The sequence below is a fragment of the Pseudarthrobacter sp. CCNWLW207 genome (assembly GCF_037203945.1).
GTDB lineage: Bacteria > Actinomycetota > Actinomycetes > Actinomycetales > Micrococcaceae > Arthrobacter.
Genome location: NZ_JBBCBS010000008.1, coordinates 36,221 through 52,474, shown reverse-complemented (window position 1 = coordinate 52,474; position 16,254 = coordinate 36,221). Strand labels below are relative to the sequence as shown.

General features: G+C 64.9%; 17 protein-coding genes and 1 tRNA gene. 8 read left to right on the top strand and 10 right to left on the bottom strand.

Annotated features, from left to right (window positions below; genetic code table 11):
* Positions 1 to 21 precede the first annotated feature (21 nt).
* From mnhG to V9L17_RS14885, 6 genes are read right to left on the bottom strand one after another with little or no spacing between them, the layout of a single operon-like run.
* Positions 22 to 432, bottom strand: a complete 411-nt coding sequence (gene mnhG, locus V9L17_RS14910; protein ID WP_337352009.1) for a monovalent cation/H(+) antiporter subunit G — start codon at positions 430 to 432, stop codon at positions 22 to 24.
* The gene (locus V9L17_RS14905) at positions 422 to 700 is read right to left on the bottom strand and encodes a monovalent cation/H+ antiporter complex subunit F (protein ID WP_337347454.1); all 279 of its coding nucleotides are present in this window, start codon (positions 698 to 700) and stop codon (positions 422 to 424) included. Before V9L17_RS14905 ends, mnhG begins: the two co-directional genes overlap by 11 nt.
* Positions 697 to 1,242, bottom strand: a complete 546-nt coding sequence (locus V9L17_RS14900) for a Na+/H+ antiporter subunit E (RefSeq protein WP_337352008.1) — start codon at positions 1,240 to 1,242, stop codon at positions 697 to 699. The genes V9L17_RS14905 and V9L17_RS14900 overlap by 4 nt, the downstream gene beginning before the upstream one ends.
* On the bottom strand, positions 1,239 to 2,843 hold the full coding sequence (locus V9L17_RS14895; RefSeq protein ID WP_337352007.1) for a Na+/H+ antiporter subunit D: 1,605 nt from the start codon (positions 2,841 to 2,843) through the stop codon (positions 1,239 to 1,241). Before V9L17_RS14895 ends, V9L17_RS14900 begins: the two co-directional genes overlap by 4 nt.
* Positions 2,840 to 3,433 (bottom strand): Na(+)/H(+) antiporter subunit C, encoded by a 594-nt coding sequence (locus V9L17_RS14890; protein ID WP_337352006.1) that lies wholly within the window; start codon positions 3,431 to 3,433, stop codon positions 2,840 to 2,842. Before V9L17_RS14890 ends, V9L17_RS14895 begins: the two co-directional genes overlap by 4 nt.
* Positions 3,430 to 6,435, bottom strand: coding sequence for a Na+/H+ antiporter subunit A (locus V9L17_RS14885; protein WP_337352005.1), 3,006 nt, complete (start codon positions 6,433 to 6,435; stop codon positions 3,430 to 3,432). The genes V9L17_RS14890 and V9L17_RS14885 overlap by 4 nt, the downstream gene beginning before the upstream one ends.
* 194 nt (positions 6,436 to 6,629) lie before the next feature.
* On the opposite strand from V9L17_RS14885, the gene V9L17_RS14880 reads away from it, so the two are divergent.
* The 3 genes from V9L17_RS14880 (at position 6,630) to V9L17_RS14870 (ending at position 9,805) form a co-directional block, all read left to right on the top strand.
* Complete coding sequence (locus tag V9L17_RS14880) at positions 6,630 to 8,033, top strand: MFS transporter (protein WP_337352004.1); 1,404 nt, start codon at positions 6,630 to 6,632, stop codon at positions 8,031 to 8,033.
* 102 nt (positions 8,034 to 8,135) lie between these two features.
* Entirely contained in the window at positions 8,136 to 8,618 is a 483-nt protein-coding gene (locus V9L17_RS14875) for a cation:proton antiporter regulatory subunit (RefSeq protein ID WP_337352003.1), read from the top strand.
* A 5-nt stretch (positions 8,619 to 8,623) separates the two neighbouring features.
* On the top strand, positions 8,624 to 9,805 hold the full coding sequence (locus V9L17_RS14870; RefSeq protein ID WP_337352002.1) for a cation:proton antiporter: 1,182 nt from the start codon (positions 8,624 to 8,626) through the stop codon (positions 9,803 to 9,805).
* 82 nt (positions 9,806 to 9,887) lie between these two features.
* Here V9L17_RS14870 and dcd read toward each other — a convergent pair whose 3' ends face one another.
* A complete protein-coding gene (gene dcd / locus V9L17_RS14865; protein WP_337352001.1) occupies positions 9,888 to 10,463 on the bottom strand; it encodes a dCTP deaminase in 576 nt (191 codons plus the stop codon).
* A 114-nt stretch (positions 10,464 to 10,577) separates the two neighbouring features.
* Entirely contained in the window at positions 10,578 to 11,021 is a 444-nt protein-coding gene (locus V9L17_RS14860) for an SRPBCC family protein (RefSeq protein ID WP_337352000.1), read from the bottom strand.
* Between the two features lie 241 nt (positions 11,022 to 11,262).
* On the opposite strand from V9L17_RS14860, the gene V9L17_RS14855 reads away from it, so the two are divergent.
* Positions 11,263 to 11,336 (top strand) — tRNA-Gly (locus tag V9L17_RS14855).
* A gap of 41 nt (positions 11,337 to 11,377) precedes the next feature.
* Here the strand turns inward: V9L17_RS14855 and V9L17_RS14850 are convergent.
* Positions 11,378 to 11,755 (bottom strand): hypothetical protein, encoded by a 378-nt coding sequence (locus tag V9L17_RS14850; RefSeq protein ID WP_337351999.1) that lies wholly within the window; start codon positions 11,753 to 11,755, stop codon positions 11,378 to 11,380.
* Between the two features lie 262 nt (positions 11,756 to 12,017).
* On the opposite strand from V9L17_RS14850, the gene V9L17_RS14845 reads away from it, so the two are divergent.
* Positions 12,018 to 12,158, top strand: coding sequence for a hypothetical protein (locus V9L17_RS14845; protein WP_165478350.1), 141 nt, complete (start codon positions 12,018 to 12,020; stop codon positions 12,156 to 12,158).
* Positions 12,155 to 13,309, top strand: coding sequence for a N(5)-(carboxyethyl)ornithine synthase (locus V9L17_RS14840; RefSeq protein ID WP_337351998.1), 1,155 nt, complete (start codon positions 12,155 to 12,157; stop codon positions 13,307 to 13,309). Before V9L17_RS14845 ends, V9L17_RS14840 begins: the two co-directional genes overlap by 4 nt.
* A gap of 54 nt (positions 13,310 to 13,363) precedes the next feature.
* Here the strand turns inward: V9L17_RS14840 and V9L17_RS14835 are convergent, their stop codons facing one another.
* A complete protein-coding gene (locus V9L17_RS14835) occupies positions 13,364 to 14,731 on the bottom strand; it encodes an MFS transporter (protein ID WP_337351997.1) in 1,368 nt (455 codons plus the stop codon).
* Positions 14,732 to 14,897: 166 nt separating this feature from the next.
* Between V9L17_RS14835 and V9L17_RS14830 the strand changes: the two genes are divergently transcribed.
* Both V9L17_RS14830 and V9L17_RS14825 read left to right on the top strand, forming a co-directional pair.
* On the top strand, positions 14,898 to 15,752 hold the full coding sequence (locus tag V9L17_RS14830; RefSeq protein WP_337351996.1) for a LysR substrate-binding domain-containing protein: 855 nt from the start codon (positions 14,898 to 14,900) through the stop codon (positions 15,750 to 15,752).
* A gap of 175 nt (positions 15,753 to 15,927) precedes the next feature.
* Complete coding sequence (locus V9L17_RS14825; RefSeq protein WP_337347468.1) at positions 15,928 to 16,242, top strand: hypothetical protein; 315 nt, start codon at positions 15,928 to 15,930, stop codon at positions 16,240 to 16,242.
* Positions 16,243 to 16,254 lie beyond the last annotated feature (12 nt).

Genomic DNA, 16,254 nt, shown 5'->3' with positions numbered 1-16,254 from the left:
GCAGGAAAAGCCGGGCTGCGATCAGTCCGGCCGGCCGCCGTCGGAAGCATCCTCCCGGGAAGCTTTGGCGGCGGCTTTCTGCACCACGGCCTCGAGCTCGTCGGAGCTGAGCAGCTCGCGGTGCAGGTGCTTGGTCCGGTAACCGGCCCGGCCCACCATGTGCGCAGACACGGGCACGGTCAGCAGCTGGAAGATCCAGGCCACCAGCAGCACCGGCCACACCCACCAGGTGCGCAACTGCAGGCCGATGGACGCCAGCAGCAAGAACAGGCCCAGGACCTGGGGTTTGGTGGCGGCGTGCATCCGGCTCAGGAGATCAGGGAACCGCAGCAGGCCCACTGCGGCGGCCAAGGACATCAGCGCGCCCACGATCATGAAAACGGCGGACACGGAGTCAATGACGATGTCCAGCACGGCGGGCTCAGGACTCATGGGGCTGCTCCCGCCGGTCTGCCACGAAGCGGGCCACGGTCACCGAACCGATAAACCCAATGATGGACAACGCCACCAGCAGCATGAGGTTGTTCAGGTGCCGGTTCACGGCCATGTCGATGCATAAGGCCGCACCGAGGATGGCCAGCAGCACGTCCGAGGCCAACACCCGGTCCAGCAGCGAAGGCCCCCGCGCGATCCTGATGATGGCTCCGGCGGCCGCCAGCGAAAGGATGACTGCCGTGACGGCCAGGACGATCTCCATCATGCTGCAGCCTCCGCTCTGATTGCGTCCAGTTCTTCCTGGCTTCCCATGATCCGAATGAGCCCGGCTTCGATGTCCCGGACTTCCCGGCGGAGACTTTCCACCTCTTCCGGAGTGCCGATGTTCAGGCAGTGGAGGTAAAGCGTGGACGTGGAGCGGTCCACCTCCACCACCAGGGATCCGGGAATCAGGGAGATGACGTGCCCGGTGGCGGTCACCATCAGGTCCTCATGGCTCCGTAGCGGAACGGCGACGACGGCGTTCCGCACCGAAGGGCCTCGGACGGCCGCCAGGTACATCACCTGGAAGCTCGCGGCCATCACCTTCCCCAAGAACATCAGCGCGAAGGGAACTGCGTGGAGGACATTAAAGCGGCCGCTCAGTTCCACTGGGGGAAGGTAGAACATCCGGGCCACGGCCACAGCGAGGAGGGCCCCGAAGAGGAGGTTGCCCGGGCTGAAGTCCTGCCAGAGCGCGCCCCAGACGATGACCAGCCAAACCAGGAGCGGGAGCTCCTGGCGCAGGGAGATCCGCCGGCGGCTCACTTGCCGCCTCCGGAGCTCAGGATGAGGGGAACCGCCGTTTCTTCGCCCAGGACAGCCTGGATGTAGGAGGACCTGTCCAGCATGTCAGCGGCGGCCTGGTCCGAGACCTTGAACAGCGGACCGGCAAAGACCGTGAGCGAGACGCCCAGCAGCACCAGTCCAAAGGTGGAGCCCACCATGGTGCGCGGCAGCAGTGTGACGTTGTTGCGGCCTCCCCGGCGCCCGGTATCGGAGGTCTCGCGCGGGGCGAGGAGCACGGGGTCGGGGTGCTCGGCGTCGGACGGTTTGCGCCAGAAGGCGCGGTTCCATACCCTGGCGACGGCCAGCAGGGTCAGCAGGCTGGTGAGCACGCCTCCTATCACCAGGGTGTACGCCAACGGCGTGCCGAGCTCGATGCCGGCCTGCATGAGGCCAACCTTCCCCAGGAATCCGGAGAACGGCGGTATCCCCGCCAGGTTCATGGCCGGGATAAAGAACAGCAGTGCCAGCAGGGGCGACAGTTTGGCCAGCCCGGCCAGCCGGTCAATGGAGGAGCTGCCGCCGCGGCGTTCGATGAGGCCGGTGACCAGGAAGAGGCTGGTCTGAATGGTGATGTGGTGGGCCACGTAGAACACGGCCGCGCCCAGCCCGGCCACTGAGGACATGGCCAGGCCGAATACCATGTAGCCGATATGGCTGACCAGGGTGAAGGACAACAGACGTTTGATGTCGCTTTGCGCCAGGGCGCCGAGGATGCCCACCACCATGGTGAGCAACGCCGCCACCATAAGTGGTGTGTTGAGGGAGTCGCCGGGGAACAGGAGTGTCTCGGTGCGGACCATCGCGTAGACGCCCACCTTGGTGAGCAGGCCAGCGAACACTGCAGTGACCGGCGCCGGGGCGGTGGGGTAGGAGTCAGGCAGCCAGAAGGACAGTGGGAACACGGCCGCCTTGATGCCGAATGCCACCAGCAGCATCACGTGCAGGAGGGTTTTGGTGCCTTGGTCCAGGTCTGCGAGCTTGATCGCGAGATCGGCCATGTTCACCGTTCCGGTGGCTCCGTAAACCATGGCGATGGAGATCAGGAACAGCACCGAGGAGACCACGGACACCACCACGTAGGTGACGCCCGCACGGATCCGGGGGCCGGTGCCGCCCAGCGTCATCAGGACGTAGCTTGCCGTCAGCAGGATCTCGAACCCCACATACAGGTTGAAGAGGTCACCGGACAGGAAGGCGTTGGACACACCGGCCACCAGGATCAGGTAGGTCGGGTGAAAGATCGAGACGGGGGCGTCGTGGTCGCCGTCGGCCATGCCCTGCCCGGTGGCGTACACGAGCACCGCGAGGCTCACGGCCGACGAAACCACCAGCATCAGGGAGGAGAACTGGTCCACCACCATCACGATGCCCCAGGGCGGCAGCCAGCCGCCGATGTTCACCGCGGCGGTACCGCCTTCCCAGACGGAGGCGAGGAGGAGGCACTCAAGCGCGAGGGTGAGGGAAAGCAGTGCGATGCTCACGGTCCGCTGGGCCCGTGAGTGCCGGATCAGCACAAAGGTCAGGGCGGCGCCAAGGATGGGAAGTACGACGGCGAGCGGGGCAAAGCTTGCGATGTTCACTTCACACCTCCTTCGGGGCCTGGGGTGACGTTTTGGGAGCCTGGCTGCTCTTCGGCCGCGGCGTCGATGGCATCAATCCTCTTGGCACCGGCCGCGATGGTGCTCCCGGCCGATTCCCCGCCGGCCCGGGTCAAGGCCTGGTCAGACACCGAACGGCCGTCGCCGCCGACCATGGTCAGGGGAAACTCGGAGGTCTCCATGGGGATCTCGGCGTCGTCCTCGGCGTCGAAGCTGGGCGTCTCGGCGACGCGGAGGTCTTCGACGTCGTCCTGGATCTCATCCTGCCGGGCCAGGACCCAGGTGCGGTAGATGATGCCCAACATAAAAGCCGTCACCGCGAAGGAGATGACGATGGACGTAAGGATGAGCGCCTGCGGAAGGGGGTCGTTGTAGTCCTGCGCGGGCGTGTCCTTGGCGTACAACGGCGCGAGACCTGCGTATCCGCCAGTGGCGAGGATCAGTAAATTCGTGGCATTGGCGAGGAGCATCAGGCCCAGCAGGACGCGGGTCAGGCTGCGTTCCAGGAGGAGGTAGATCCCGCAGGCGTAGAGTGCCCCCATCACGGCCAAGAGGGTCAGGTTGACGCTCATGACTGGCCCCTCGCTGTGGTTTCGGCAGGGACGCCCAGTGGTTCCTGTTCCTCGGCCGGGGCCGTCGCTTGAGTTTCGACGTTTTCATCGATCTCGGCGCCCAGGCTGCGCAGCACGTCCAGCACCAGGCCCACCACCACGATGTAGACGCCGATGTCGAAGATAGTGGAGGTGACGAACTTGATGTCGCCGAAAACGGGCAGCCACAGTTCGATGATGGCCGTCTGGAAGACCTGGCCGCCTAGCAGGAGCGGCACCACGCCTGAGGCGGCAGCAGTCGCAAGTCCGATGCCCAGGAGGGTCCCGGCGCTGATAGGGGTGGCTTCCCGCAGTTCAAAACGGCCACCGGCCAGGTAGCGGATGGTCAGCGCCAGGCCGGCGGTGAGTCCACCGGCGAAACCGCCGCCGGGCAGGTTGTGCCCCGCCAGCAGCAGGTACAGGGAGAAGATGATCATGGAGTGGAAAATCAGCCTGGTGACCACTTCGAAAATGATCGAACGCCGTTCCGGGGCCAGCGTCCTGCCGGCCACAATCCAGGCGTCCCGGGTGGACGCGGCGAACTTCCTGCTGATGGCCAGCGCGGCGGCGTCACGGGAGCCAGGATCGACGCCGGGGTGCCTGCCCACGGTGCCCTCGGCAACATCGGCGGACATCAGGATGCGGTCTCCGCGGCTGCGGACGAAGATCAGGCTGGCCACACCGGTGGCGGCGAGGGCAAGGACCGAAATTTCGCCAAACGTATCCCAGACGCGGATGTCCACCAACGTCACGTTGACGATGTTCAGCCCGCCGCCGCCCTCGTAGGCGAGGCGGGGGAATTCCAGCGAAACCGGCGTGGCGATCCGGGCGCCCATGGCGTAGATGGCGGCAAAAATCATCGTGACGCCGAAGCCCAGCCCGATGATGACGCGCACCACCCGGTATTTGCCGCCGGTGCGGTCCCGGAGCTCTGCCGGCAGGCTGCGCATGGCAAGGACAAAGGCCACCAAAATGATGGTTTCCACCAGCATCTGGGTGAGTGCCAGGTCCGGGGCACCCTGCAGGGCGAACATCAGGGCAATGCCGTAGCCCGTCACCGAGACCATCAACACCGCAAGGAACCGCTTGTTTGCCTTGACGGCCGCGAGGGCGCCGATCACGATGCCCGCGGCCGCCACCAGCTGCAGCGGCGAATTGGGATCGATGAAATAGAGGTTGTCCGGAAGCGGCTTGTTGGAGGCCAGCATGGCGACGAGCGGCAGGACGCAGGCCACGGAAAGGATGACCGCCAAGTAGAAGTAGAGCGAACCACGCTGGGTGCGGCCGGTGATCCAGACAGCGGTGTCGTCCAGCGCGCCGATGGTGTACTGGTAGGCGCGGTCGGCGTCGATCCAGCCCGGCACGCGGTCCTGCACCCGCGCCACCAGGGTATGGCCAAAGTACATCGCCAGGCCCAGCGCGAACGTGACAGCCGTCAAACCCAGGGCTGGGGTCATGCCATGCCACAGCGCAAGGTGCCCTGCCTGCTCGGCTGGGGTCCCGGCGTCGGGCGCGGTGGAGGCAAACAGCGCGGCGTACGGCTGGATCCACGCATCCACCGGTGCCGGCCACAGGCCGTAGACGATGGTCAGGAGGCTCAGGAGGGCAGGAGCGGCGAGGAAGGATGGCCGGACGGCCTTGAACGGGGTCCGGTCAACTCCGGGCTTGGCGGCAAAGGCGCCCCACATGAAACGGGCGCTGTAGGCGAAGGTCAGGATGGAACCCAGGACGATGCCCGCGAGCACCACCAAGCCCCACGGACCGCTCTGCGCGTGGTGGACGAAGGCTTCCAGGACCGATTCCTTGGCCACGAACCCGGCGAGCAGCGGGACGCCGGCCATGGACGCGGCGCCGATGCCGGCCACGATCCCGAGGGCCCGGGACGAGGTGAAGACGCCGGACAGCTTCCGGACGTCGCGGGTCCCGGACTGGTGGTCGATGATACCTACCACCAGGAACAGAGTGGCCTTGAACAGCCCGTGAGCGAGCAGCATCGCAAGTCCGGCCAGCGCGGCGTCGGGGGTGCCAAGGCCCACCACCATGGTCAGGAAGCCCAGCTGGCTGACGGTGCCGTACGCAAGGATCAGCTTGATATCGGTCTGGCGGAGCGCCCGGTACCCGCCCACCAGCATGGTGGCCAGCCCGAGCCCTAGGACAACCGGCTGCCAATAGGGGGTTTCCGCGAAGCCGGGCGCCAGCCGTGCCACGAGGTAGATGCCGGCTTTGACCATCGCCGCGGCGTGCAGGTAGGCGCTGACGGGCGTGGGGGCAGCCATGGCACCGGGAAGCCAGAAGTGGAAGGGGACCAGCGCGGATTTGGTGATGGCACCCACCAGGATGAGGACGACGGCGGCACCCACCGCTGAGCCGGTTGGCCCGGCTACCAGCTCGGGAGACTGCGCCAGGATTGCTGAGATCCGGTACGTGCCCGCGCTGTAGCCGAGCATGATCAGACCCACCAGCATGGCGAGACCGCCGGCGGTGGTGACCATCAGTGCCTGCAGCGCGGAGCGGCGGGCGGCAAGCCGCGTGCGGGCGAATCCAATCAGCAGGTAGGACAGGATGGTGGTGAGTTCCCAGAAGATGAACAGCAGGAGGAGGTCGTCCGCCACCACCAGGCCGAACATGGCTCCGGCGAAGGCCAGGAGTTGGGCGCCGAAACCGCCAAGGTCCTGGTCTTTTTTCTTGAAGTACCGCGCACAGTAGACCAGCACCAGGGCACCGACCCCCAGCACCAGGAGCGACATCACCCAGGCAAGGGCGTCCATCCGGAAGGCGAACTCCAGCTTGAGGCCCGGAATCCAAGGGAATACCTCGTCAACCGGGCCGGAGTTCGAGTAGACGGCCCCGTGCTGCAGCAACAGCCAGAAGAATGACGCCGCCGGGATTGCAGCCAGCGCATAAAACGCGTTCCGCCCCCAGGCCCTGAACAGAAACGGCGCCACAGCAGCCACCGCAAAGTGCACGGCAAGGACTGTGATCACTGGTATCTCCGCAACGTCAGGGATTCGATTGTCAAAAGTAAGAGCAGGCGGTCATTCGTAAGATTTCAGTGCCCACAGTTTATCAAGGTGCAACAGGCACTCCTGCCGCACGGGGTTGACCGGGTGGAAGGATTCGGCGGCTGTCCGGGTTATCGTCCACCGGTTGTTCGCCACGGGCGGATACGATTCAGCCTATGAACACCGCCAGCGCTCCTGAGGCCATGCAGCCGCCATCGGAACTCGAAGCAGGAAACAAGGCGACCAGCAAGGGCCGCGTCCTCGCCTGGGCCGCCTGGGACTGGGGATCGGCCGCCTTCAATGCCTTGATGACCACGTTCGTCTTCACCGTGTACCTGACCTCCAACGCCTTCGGCGGCGAGGACCAGGCCTCGGCGGTCCTGGGCGGTGCGCTGGCCATAGCCGGCTTCGCCATCGCCGTGCTCGCCCCGGTGACCGGGCAGCGTTCGGACGCAGGCGGACGCCGGAAGCTGTGGCTGGGAGTCAACACGGCCGCCGTCGCCATCCTGACGGCACTGTGCTTCTTTGTGTTCCCGAGGCCGGAGTTCCTGTTGCTTGGCGTGTCCCTCATTGCACTGGGAAACGTGTTCTTCGAGTTTGCCGGCGTCAACTACAACGCCATGCTCGCGCAGGTCTCCACCCCGAGGAACATCGGAAAGGTGAGCGGCTTCGGCTGGGCCAGCGGCTACCTCGGCGGCATCGTTGCCCTCCTTGTTGTCCTGCAACTGTTCGTCCAGCCGAGCTTCGACTGGTTCGGGGCGTCCACCCAGGACAGCCTCAACATCCGCCTGGTTGCCGTGTTCTCCGCCCTGTGGTTCTTCGTCTTCGCGCTGCCGGTCCTGTTCGCCGTTCCGGAACTCCCGCGGCCCAGGCAGGCCAAGTCCCTGGGTTTCCTGGCCTCCTACAACCTGCTGGTCCGCCGGATCAAGGCCATCTACGCCACCAGCCCGCACACCATCTATTTCCTGCTGGCCAGCGCGGTCTTCCGTGACGGCCTGGCCGCGGTGTTTACCTTCGGCGGGATCATCGCCGCCGGAACCTTCGGCTTTGAACTCTCCCAAGTCATCTTCTTCGCCATCTTCGGCAACGTCGTGGCGGCTGTCGGTGCCGTCATTGGCGGCTTCCTCGATGACCGAGTGGGGCCAAAAGCCGTCATCATCGGTTCCCTGGTGGGGCTGCTGATCGCCGGGACCGCCATCCTGGTGCTCGGCAACGGAGACTATGTCTTCTTTGGCATGCAGTGGGCGGGCAGCACCACTTTCTGGGTCTTTGGGCTGTTCCTCTGCCTCTTCGTCGGCCCGGCCCAGTCCTCCTCGCGGGCCTACCTTGCCCGGCTCGCACCCCACGGCGAGTCCGGGGAGCTCTTTGGCCTGTATGCCACCACCGGCCGCGCCGTCAGTTTCCTCGCGCCTTCGCTGTTCACGCTCTGCATCGCGCTGGCCACGCCCCTGGTGGCACCGGGTGAGGCGCAGCGCTGGGGCATCCTGGGCATCATGGTGGTACTGCTCGCCGGCCTGCTGGTCCTGCTGCCGGTCAAGTCGCCGGACAAGGCCCCCATCGCCGTCGTCCCCGCCGCCTAGGGCCGCGCCCTTTAACCCGGCGCGAACGAACACTTGGGCGCCCGCGGCCGCGACTTGGGCGGCGCACGCCCCAAAGAGCCGCCCGCGGATTAGGCTGGAGCTATGAACGTGGATGAGACGGACCTCCCCGGCCTTGGCCGGCGGAAGGATTTTATGACTGCTTCAGGGCGCCGCATTGGCGTCGTGGAGCTGCGGGAAGGCCAGACGGAGCTGATCGTCTCCACCTGGGATGACCCCGACACGTGCCAGGCGTCCATTCCCCTCACCGGGGATGAAGCAGCCACCCTGGGCAACCTCCTGGGCGGACAGCACCTGGCCATGAAGCTCACGGAAGAGCACAGGGATGTCCCTGGCATCGTCACGAGGCAGTTCTCCATCGCTCCGGACTCGCCGTTCCAGAACCAGCCGATGGGCAAAGCGTGCATCCGCACGCGCTGTGGTGTCTCCATCGTGGCGATCATGCGTGAAGGCGAGGTGCTCCCGTCGCCGGGTCCCGACGTCGTACTTCACTCGGGTGATCTGCTCATCGCCGTCGGTACGCAAGAAGGCCTCGACGACGCCGCCGAGATCCTCCGCAACGGATAGCCGACATGGACCCGCTGGCCCTGACCCTCATTGAACTGGGGGCCGTTGTGTTCTGCCTTGGCCTGTTGGCCAGGCTGGCCGGACGGATCGGAATGTCCCCCATCCCGCTGTACCTTGTGGGCGGTCTCGCCTTCGGTGCCGGTGGCGTAATGAAGCTCGAAGGCATCCAGGAATTCGCCCACCTCTCGGGTGAAATCGGCGTCATTCTGCTGCTGCTTATGCTCGGATTGGAATATACGGCTGCCGAGCTTTTCACCGGTCTGCGCAGGTCCTGGCAGGCCGGTGTCCTTGACCTGGTCCTGAATTTCGTTCCAGGCGCCGCACTGGCCCTGCTACTGGGCTGGGGGTCGGTGGGTGCGATGGTGATGGGCGGTGTCACGTATATTTCCTCGTCCGGGATCGCCGCCAAGGTGATCACGGACCTCGGCCGGATCGGTAACCGCGAGACGCCAGTGGTGCTGTCGATCCTGGTGTTCGAAGACCTCGCCATGGCCATCTACCTGCCCATCCTCACCGCCACCCTGGCCGGGGTCAGTTTCCTCGGCGGGCTGACCACGGTGGGAATTTCGCTGGCAGTGGTCACCGTAGTCCTGATGGTGGCCCTGCGGCACGGCCATCGCGTGTCCCAAGCCGTCCACAGCGAAAACTCCGAAGTATTCCTCCTGAACCTGCTGGGTGCGGCGTTGCTGGTTGCCGGTGTTGCATCCGCCATGCAGGTCTCAGCGGCGGTGGGGGCGTTTATGCTCGGCATCGCTATATCGGGTGCCACGGCCCACAGTGCCACCCGTATCCTTGAACCGCTGCGCGACCTGTTCGCAGCGATTTTCTTTGTGGCCTTCGGGCTGAACACTGATCCGACATCCATTCCGCCGGTCCTTGGCTGGGCCCTGGTCCTGGCCGTCATCACCGCAGTCACGAAAATGATCACCGGAATCTGGGCTGCCAAGCGGGCAGGAATCGCCCGCCCCGGCCGCTTCCGTGCGGGTGCGGCCCTCATTGCCCGCGGCGAGTTCTCCATTGTCATCGCCGGCCTGGCCGTTGCCTCCGGAGTTGTCCCTGACGAACTGGCCGCCTTGGCTACCGCTTACGTCCTTCTGATGGCCATCATCGGGCCGCTGGCCGCCCGCTACGTGGAGCCGGCGGTCAAGGCCTTTGGCCGCCCGGCCCGGGTGCCCGCACAGGCTTAGGCCGCCGACGCCCGCGCCGAGGGGTGAGATCTCGGCGCTTAAGAGGCGGGAAAGCGCCGAGATCTCACCCCTCGATGCGGGGCTAGATCCGGGTGCGGTGGAAGTTCAGGTGGCTGCGGCTGGCGGTCGGGCCACGCTGGCCCTGGTACCGGTTGCCGTACTCACCGGAGCCATACGGGAATTCCGCGGCGGACGTCAGCCGGAAGAAGCACAACTGGCCAATCTTCATGCCGGGCCACAGCTTGATGGGCAGCGTTGCCATGTTGGACAGTTCCAGAGTCACGTGCCCGGAGAATCCGGGGTCAATGAAACCGGCGGTGGAGTGGGTGAGCAGGCCGAGGCGGCCCAGTGAGGACTTGCCTTCAAGGCGTGCCGCAATGTCATCTGGCAGGGTCACAGTCTCGTAGGTTGAGCCGAGCACGAACTCCCCCGGGTGCAGGATGAACGGCTCGCCGTCCTCGACCTCCACCAGGCGGGTCAGCTCCGGCTGCTCTTCTGCGGGATCGATGTGCGCGTATTTGTGGTTGTCGAAGAGCCGAAAAAACCGGTCAATGCGTACATCCACCGAGGACGGCTGGACCATCACCGCATCGTACGGTTCAAGGACAATCCGTTGGGAGTCTATTTCGGCACGAATATCGCGGTCAGAGATCAGCACGCCTCCCAAAATACCGCATGCGCGGTGCCCACTGCTGCCCGCGGGCGGGAAAGCTTCAGGCTGTGACGCCTTGGAATGCCCGACGGCGGAACGGACCCGCCGCCGAAACGCGGACTAAGTGGCCGGCTGGAGTTCCAGGACGTGCTTGAGCCGCTCCAACTGGGCCACCTCGGCCTTCATGGTCCGCTGGACCATGGTGTTCAGGAGGCCTTTGATCCCCTTGGGCTGGAACTCGAGGGCAAACCTGACCCTGGTTCCGTCCGGCTCAGTGCTGAGGTAATAGCCGCCGGAGGGCCTGGCCGGTCCGGCGATGACCTGGAATTGTATTTCGGCACCCGGCCGGGCCTGGGTGATTTCGAAGTCTCCGGCAACGGGCCGTCCGGACCTGCCGGCCAGGGTCTGCTGGTACACGGCGCCCTTGGTACCGGCTGCCCCTGCGGCGAGGTCGATGTTGCGGATCCCGTCCCGCCACTGCGGAAGGTTCAACCCGTCAACCAGGAAAGTGTAAACGGCCATCGCGTCACGACGGATGAGTACCTCGTGCTCTGCGAAGGCCATGGGAATCCTTTGTTCGACGTCTGACTTTCAATAGCCCGCCTCCCCCATGACACCGCAGCTATCCGGTTCAGAGTAGTCAGACGTTTCGCCGCGAACCTAGCTACGGACGGGTACGTTATTGAAGAGTTACTGGATGACGCCGGCTGCCCTGCAGACACGGGCCGGATCGCGGGCGTCGTTGACAGCGGGGCCGCGCAACTGCGCTAAGCTAAGTTCTGCCCCGCCCAAATCGGGGGCACATGCGGCTGTAGCTCAATGGTAGAGCGCTAGCTTCCCAAGCTTGATACGCGGGTTCGATTCCCGTCAGCCGCTCCACTTCAGGGATTCGCACATACTTGGTGTGGACGACGCCGGGACTAGCCTTTTCTCCCCAGCCTCACCTGGCGCTCCAAAGCCTTCTTGAGCGCAGCCAGCCGGGCCGTCTCCTGTTTCCGGTACGCGCCCTCCTTCGCTCCGGAAAACACCCGCCCGAGTCCCTTGGGATCGTAGTGTGCGGTGACCGTCATGCGCGTGCTGTCGGCCACCGGATACACCACATAGGAACGCGTAATCGTTTCGGTCCGGCTCTCCAGAATCTCTGTCCAGGACCGGTCCGTCACCAGGTCCTCGAAACGCGGCAGTTGATCCTCCTGCCCCGGCACTGCCGCGCGCGCCTGCGGGTCGACGCAGAAAGCGTAAACTTCCGGCCGGCTGCAGGGAATAAGGACGGTGTTGTGGATCTCGATGGTTCCCATGGTGCTGTTCCCGTGATGATTAAGCGGGCCTGCCCTTCCCAGTACCCAGAGCGTCATTTTCACATTGGGAACCCTCGGACGCAATGACCGCCGCGCAATCTGTCGGAGCAACCTGTCGGATCAACCTGTCGGAGCACTTGTCAGAGCAACCTGTCGGGCCGATGCCTGGGTGTTGCCTGCCGTCCGCACACCGGGGCCCGTTAGGTGCTGCCGTGTATCGTCAGAAGTCAGGAACCTCTTCGGTTCCGCTACAGGAGCAAACATGGCTGACAAGTCCCCGCGTCAAGCAGCATCCAAAAAAGCCGGCAAGTCCATCAAGGAAAAGCGTGCCGACAAGCGGGCAGCCGCAGCGCCGGCCAGCTCCCTGGATATCACGTCCAGCAAGGCCGCCAAAAAGAAGTGAGTGGCCATAAAACCCAGCTGAGCCTGGGCGTCCTGGCATCCACACGGAAACCCGACGAGCGCCGCGTCCCCATCCATCCCCTGCATTTCGAGCGGATTGCCCCCGAAGTGCGTAAGCGCATGATCCTGGAGCAGGGCTACGGCGAGCGCTTCGGCATCTCGGATGACCACCTCTCCACCCTCGTGGGGAAAATGGCCACCAAGGAAGCGCTGCTGGCGGAGGCCGACGTCGTACTTCTGCCCAAGCCGCAGCCGGCGGACCTGGCCGAACTGCGCGATGGCCAGGTCCTTTGGGGCTGGCCGCACTGCGTCCAGGACCGCGCCATTACCCAGCTGGCCATCGATAAGAAGCTCACGCTGATCGCTTTTGAGGCAATGAACCACTGGGCCAGCGACGGCGGCTTTGGCCTGCACGTGTTCCATAAGAACAATGAGCTTGCGGGGTACTGCTCAGTCCTTCACGCCCTTTCGCTGACCGGTTCGACCGGCGATTACGGACGGCGCCTCAGCGCCGTCGTGATCGGTTTTGGGGCCACTGCCCGCGGTGCGGTGACCGCGCTGAATGCCCACGGCATCCATGACGTCCAGGTGCTGACCAACCGCGGTGTTGCCGCGGTTGGCGCCCCGATCCACTCGGTCAACATCGTGCAGTTTGATCACGACGACGAGGCCCCCTTCCTGAGCCAGGTCATCACCGAGCGTGGCCGGGTTCCACTGGCTCCGTTCCTGGCCGAGAGCGACATCGTGGTCAACTGCACGCTGCAGGATCCCAACAATCCACTCACCTACCTTCGGACAGAGGACCTGGAGGCGTTCAGCCCTGGAAGCCTGATTGTCGACGTGTCCTGCGACGAGGGCATGGGCTTCAGCTGGGCGCGGTCCACCACGTTCGCGGAACCGATGTTCACCATCGGGAATCACATCAACTACTACGCGGTGGACCACAGCCCCTCCTACCTCTGGAATTCGTCCAGCTGGGAGATCAGCCAGGCCGTGCTGCCTTTCCTGGAGACGGTCATCGGCGGTCCGGAGGAGTGGGACGGGAACGAAACAATTTCCCGGGCCATCGAAATCCGCGACGGCGTGGTCCTGAACAAGGACGTCCTGGAGTTCCAGCAGCGCCAGGCGGAGTACCCTCACCTGCCTGCTTAGGTCCCGGACAGGTTTTAGCAGCCGCAGGCGAACTACGCTGCCGCCGCTGGCTTCTTAAGCCGGCGACGGACGGCTGACGATCCGCACGGGGTGGCGCCGATCCTTCAGGTCTACCCGAAGTTTCAGCGCCCCCTTGCGGGCAAGGACAACCCCGACGGTCAACGCGGCGATTGCCGGTACGCCGCCCGACACCAGCAGAGCTATGTGCGGGTCTGCGTGTTCGGCAATCCAGCCGAGCATGGGACCGCCGATCGCCTGGCCGCCAATCAGCACCATGATGTACAGGCTCATGACCCGGCCGCGGATACCCATGTTCGAGCTGACCTGGACCAGCTGGTTGGATCCGGTCAGGAACATCAGGCACCAGAAACCGGACAACACCATCACCACGCTGAACCAAACCATCGACGGCGCCAGCGCAGCCAGGCACAGCATGAGGCCGTACATTCCGGCGCAAAACACTACCGAGCGAAGCCGCAACTGGCGGCGGCGGGTTGACGCGATGGCGCCGCACAGGGCACCCAGCGCGACCAAGGCGTTCAGCAGGCCGTAGCCGCCGGCGCCGACGTCGAACACGTGATCGGCAAAGGCTGCGAGCAGCACCGGCAGGCTCATGGCGAAGACGGCGATGAACCCGGCCATCAGCCACGGCCAGTAAATGGTGGGTTTGCTCAGCGCGTATCGCAGCCCTTCACGCAGCATGCCCTTCTTCTTGGGGGCCGGGGTGCTGACGAACAGCTGGTCCTTCCGTAGGAGCAGCAGCATGGCCACCGTGGAGCAGCAGGCCAAGGCATTTGCGGCGAAGGCCCAGCCGGCGCCGACTGCGGTCAGCATCAGGCCCGCGAGCGCCGGGCCGATCAGGCCGCCCAACTGGAACGTGGTGGAGTTGACGCTGATGGCATTGCGCAGGTACCTGGGCCCCACCAGTTCGTTGACGAAGACCTGCCGCGCGGGCTGGTCCAGCACCGTAACCAGGCCCAGCACCAGGGCAATGACGTAGACGTGCCAGACCTGCACTGCGCCAGTGAGGGCGAGGACAGCGAGTGCCGTCGCCAAGACGGCGGCCAGGCATTGACAGACAATGAGGATCTTCCGTTTGGCAAACCGGTCCGCCATCATGCCGCCCCATGGACCCAGGATGAGCGAGGGCATAAACTGCAACGCCACGGTGATGCCCACCGCAGTCACTGAACCGGACAGCTCCAGGACCATCCAGTCCTGGGCAATCCGCTGCATCCAGATCGCAATCACCGCCACAAAGTGGCCGATGGCAAAGATGCGGAAGTTGGGGACCCTGAGGGAGATGAATGTGTGTTTCCAGGGGAGCCGTTCGCTGACGACGGCGATGGGCTGGGTTTCGGAACTGCCGGAGTCGATGACGGGCTGGCTGACGGTTGCCGACGATGGCGGTGGGGGTGCCACAGGGGTGTCCTCAAGTAAGCGGGCGGGCTGGGATGCCCTTAACGCTAGGCTGACCGGCCATGATTATGTAGGGTTATTGCGTCTATAACTCGCATTGCGCAACGTAATACTGCTGCTCGGGCCTGCCTCGGCCGGCCCACGCACCAGAGACCAAAAGGAGCCCTCCGTGTTCGAACCCGCCCAGCTCCGCTCGTTCCTCGCCGTCGCGGAGACACTGAGTTTCACCAAGGCCGCTGAACGGCTGGGGTTAGCCCAGCCCACCGTCAGCCAGCACGTGCGCAAGCTTGAAGCGGCCGCCAAGCGGGTCCTGATCACGCGGGACACCCGCGATGTCCGGCTGACAGACAACGGCGATGCCATGGCCGGGTTCGCCCGCACCATTCTGTCCGCCCATGATGCCGCCTCGCGCTACTTCTCCGGCTCCGCCATGCGCGGGCGGCTGCGCTTCGGCACCGCGGACGACCTCGCCATCACCGGGCTGCCCCGGATCCTGCGGGAATTTCGCCAGATCTATCCGCAGATCAACCTCGAGCTCACCGTCGGGCAGAGCGACCAGCTCTACAAGAAGCTCAATGCCGGCCAGCTGGACCTGGTGTTCGTGAAGTGGGTGGCCGGAGCCAAGGACGGCACAGTGGTGCAGCACGATTCCTTCTCCTGGGTGGGGCTGGACCAGACGTCGCTGGAGCCCGGAAATCCGGTGCCGCTCATCGCCTACCCCTCCCCCAGCCTCAGCAGGAAACTCGCCATCGACGCCCTGGAATCCCATGGCCGGACCTGGCGTATCACGTGCACCACCCGGCAAATCAGCGGCGTTTTGGCGGCGGTCCGAGCCGGCATCGGCGTCGCGGTGATGCCGTCTTCGCTGGTCCCGGAAGACCTGAAAATCATCACCCGGCGCTTCGACCTCCCGCCGGTCGGGGACGTCGATTTCACCCTGATCCGCAACCCGCTGGCCAACGCCGAAGTCATCGACGCCCTGACCCAAGCCATCGTGGGCAGGACCCTCAAGAAGTCGGCCTAGAGCCTCCGGGCACGCCCCGCGGCCCGTTGCTTGGGGCACCGGCTTCGCCAAAACCATTGATGCGCAAGCCCGCATCGCCTATGCTGGATTCCCATGGGTCAAGCAGAGGCCGGTTTTGACAAAACGAGCGCGCGCCTGCAACCCATGGGCCGGTCGCGCTCGGGATAGGCAGCCAATGAAGACAGCCAGTAACTCCCATTTCCACTCAGCGCATCCGCATCCGCATACCACCCGGCCACTGGTCACGCACCATTCCCATTTCGGTGGCGGGATGGCCACCACGGAGTCCGAATACGTCGGAAAGCCCACCTGTGACAAGTGCGGAACCGACGAATTCATCTATCTTGAGTCGTACATTCCTCCGGTTTACCGGCGTGACGGGGTGGTCAGGACCCTGGGCGAAGTCGCCTACACCTGCACCCGTTGCGAGGATTTCTCCGCTCACAGCGTTCCTGCATCGTGGGCTCCCCCGGGCTGGTACCTGGGTTAACTTGCTCCCACG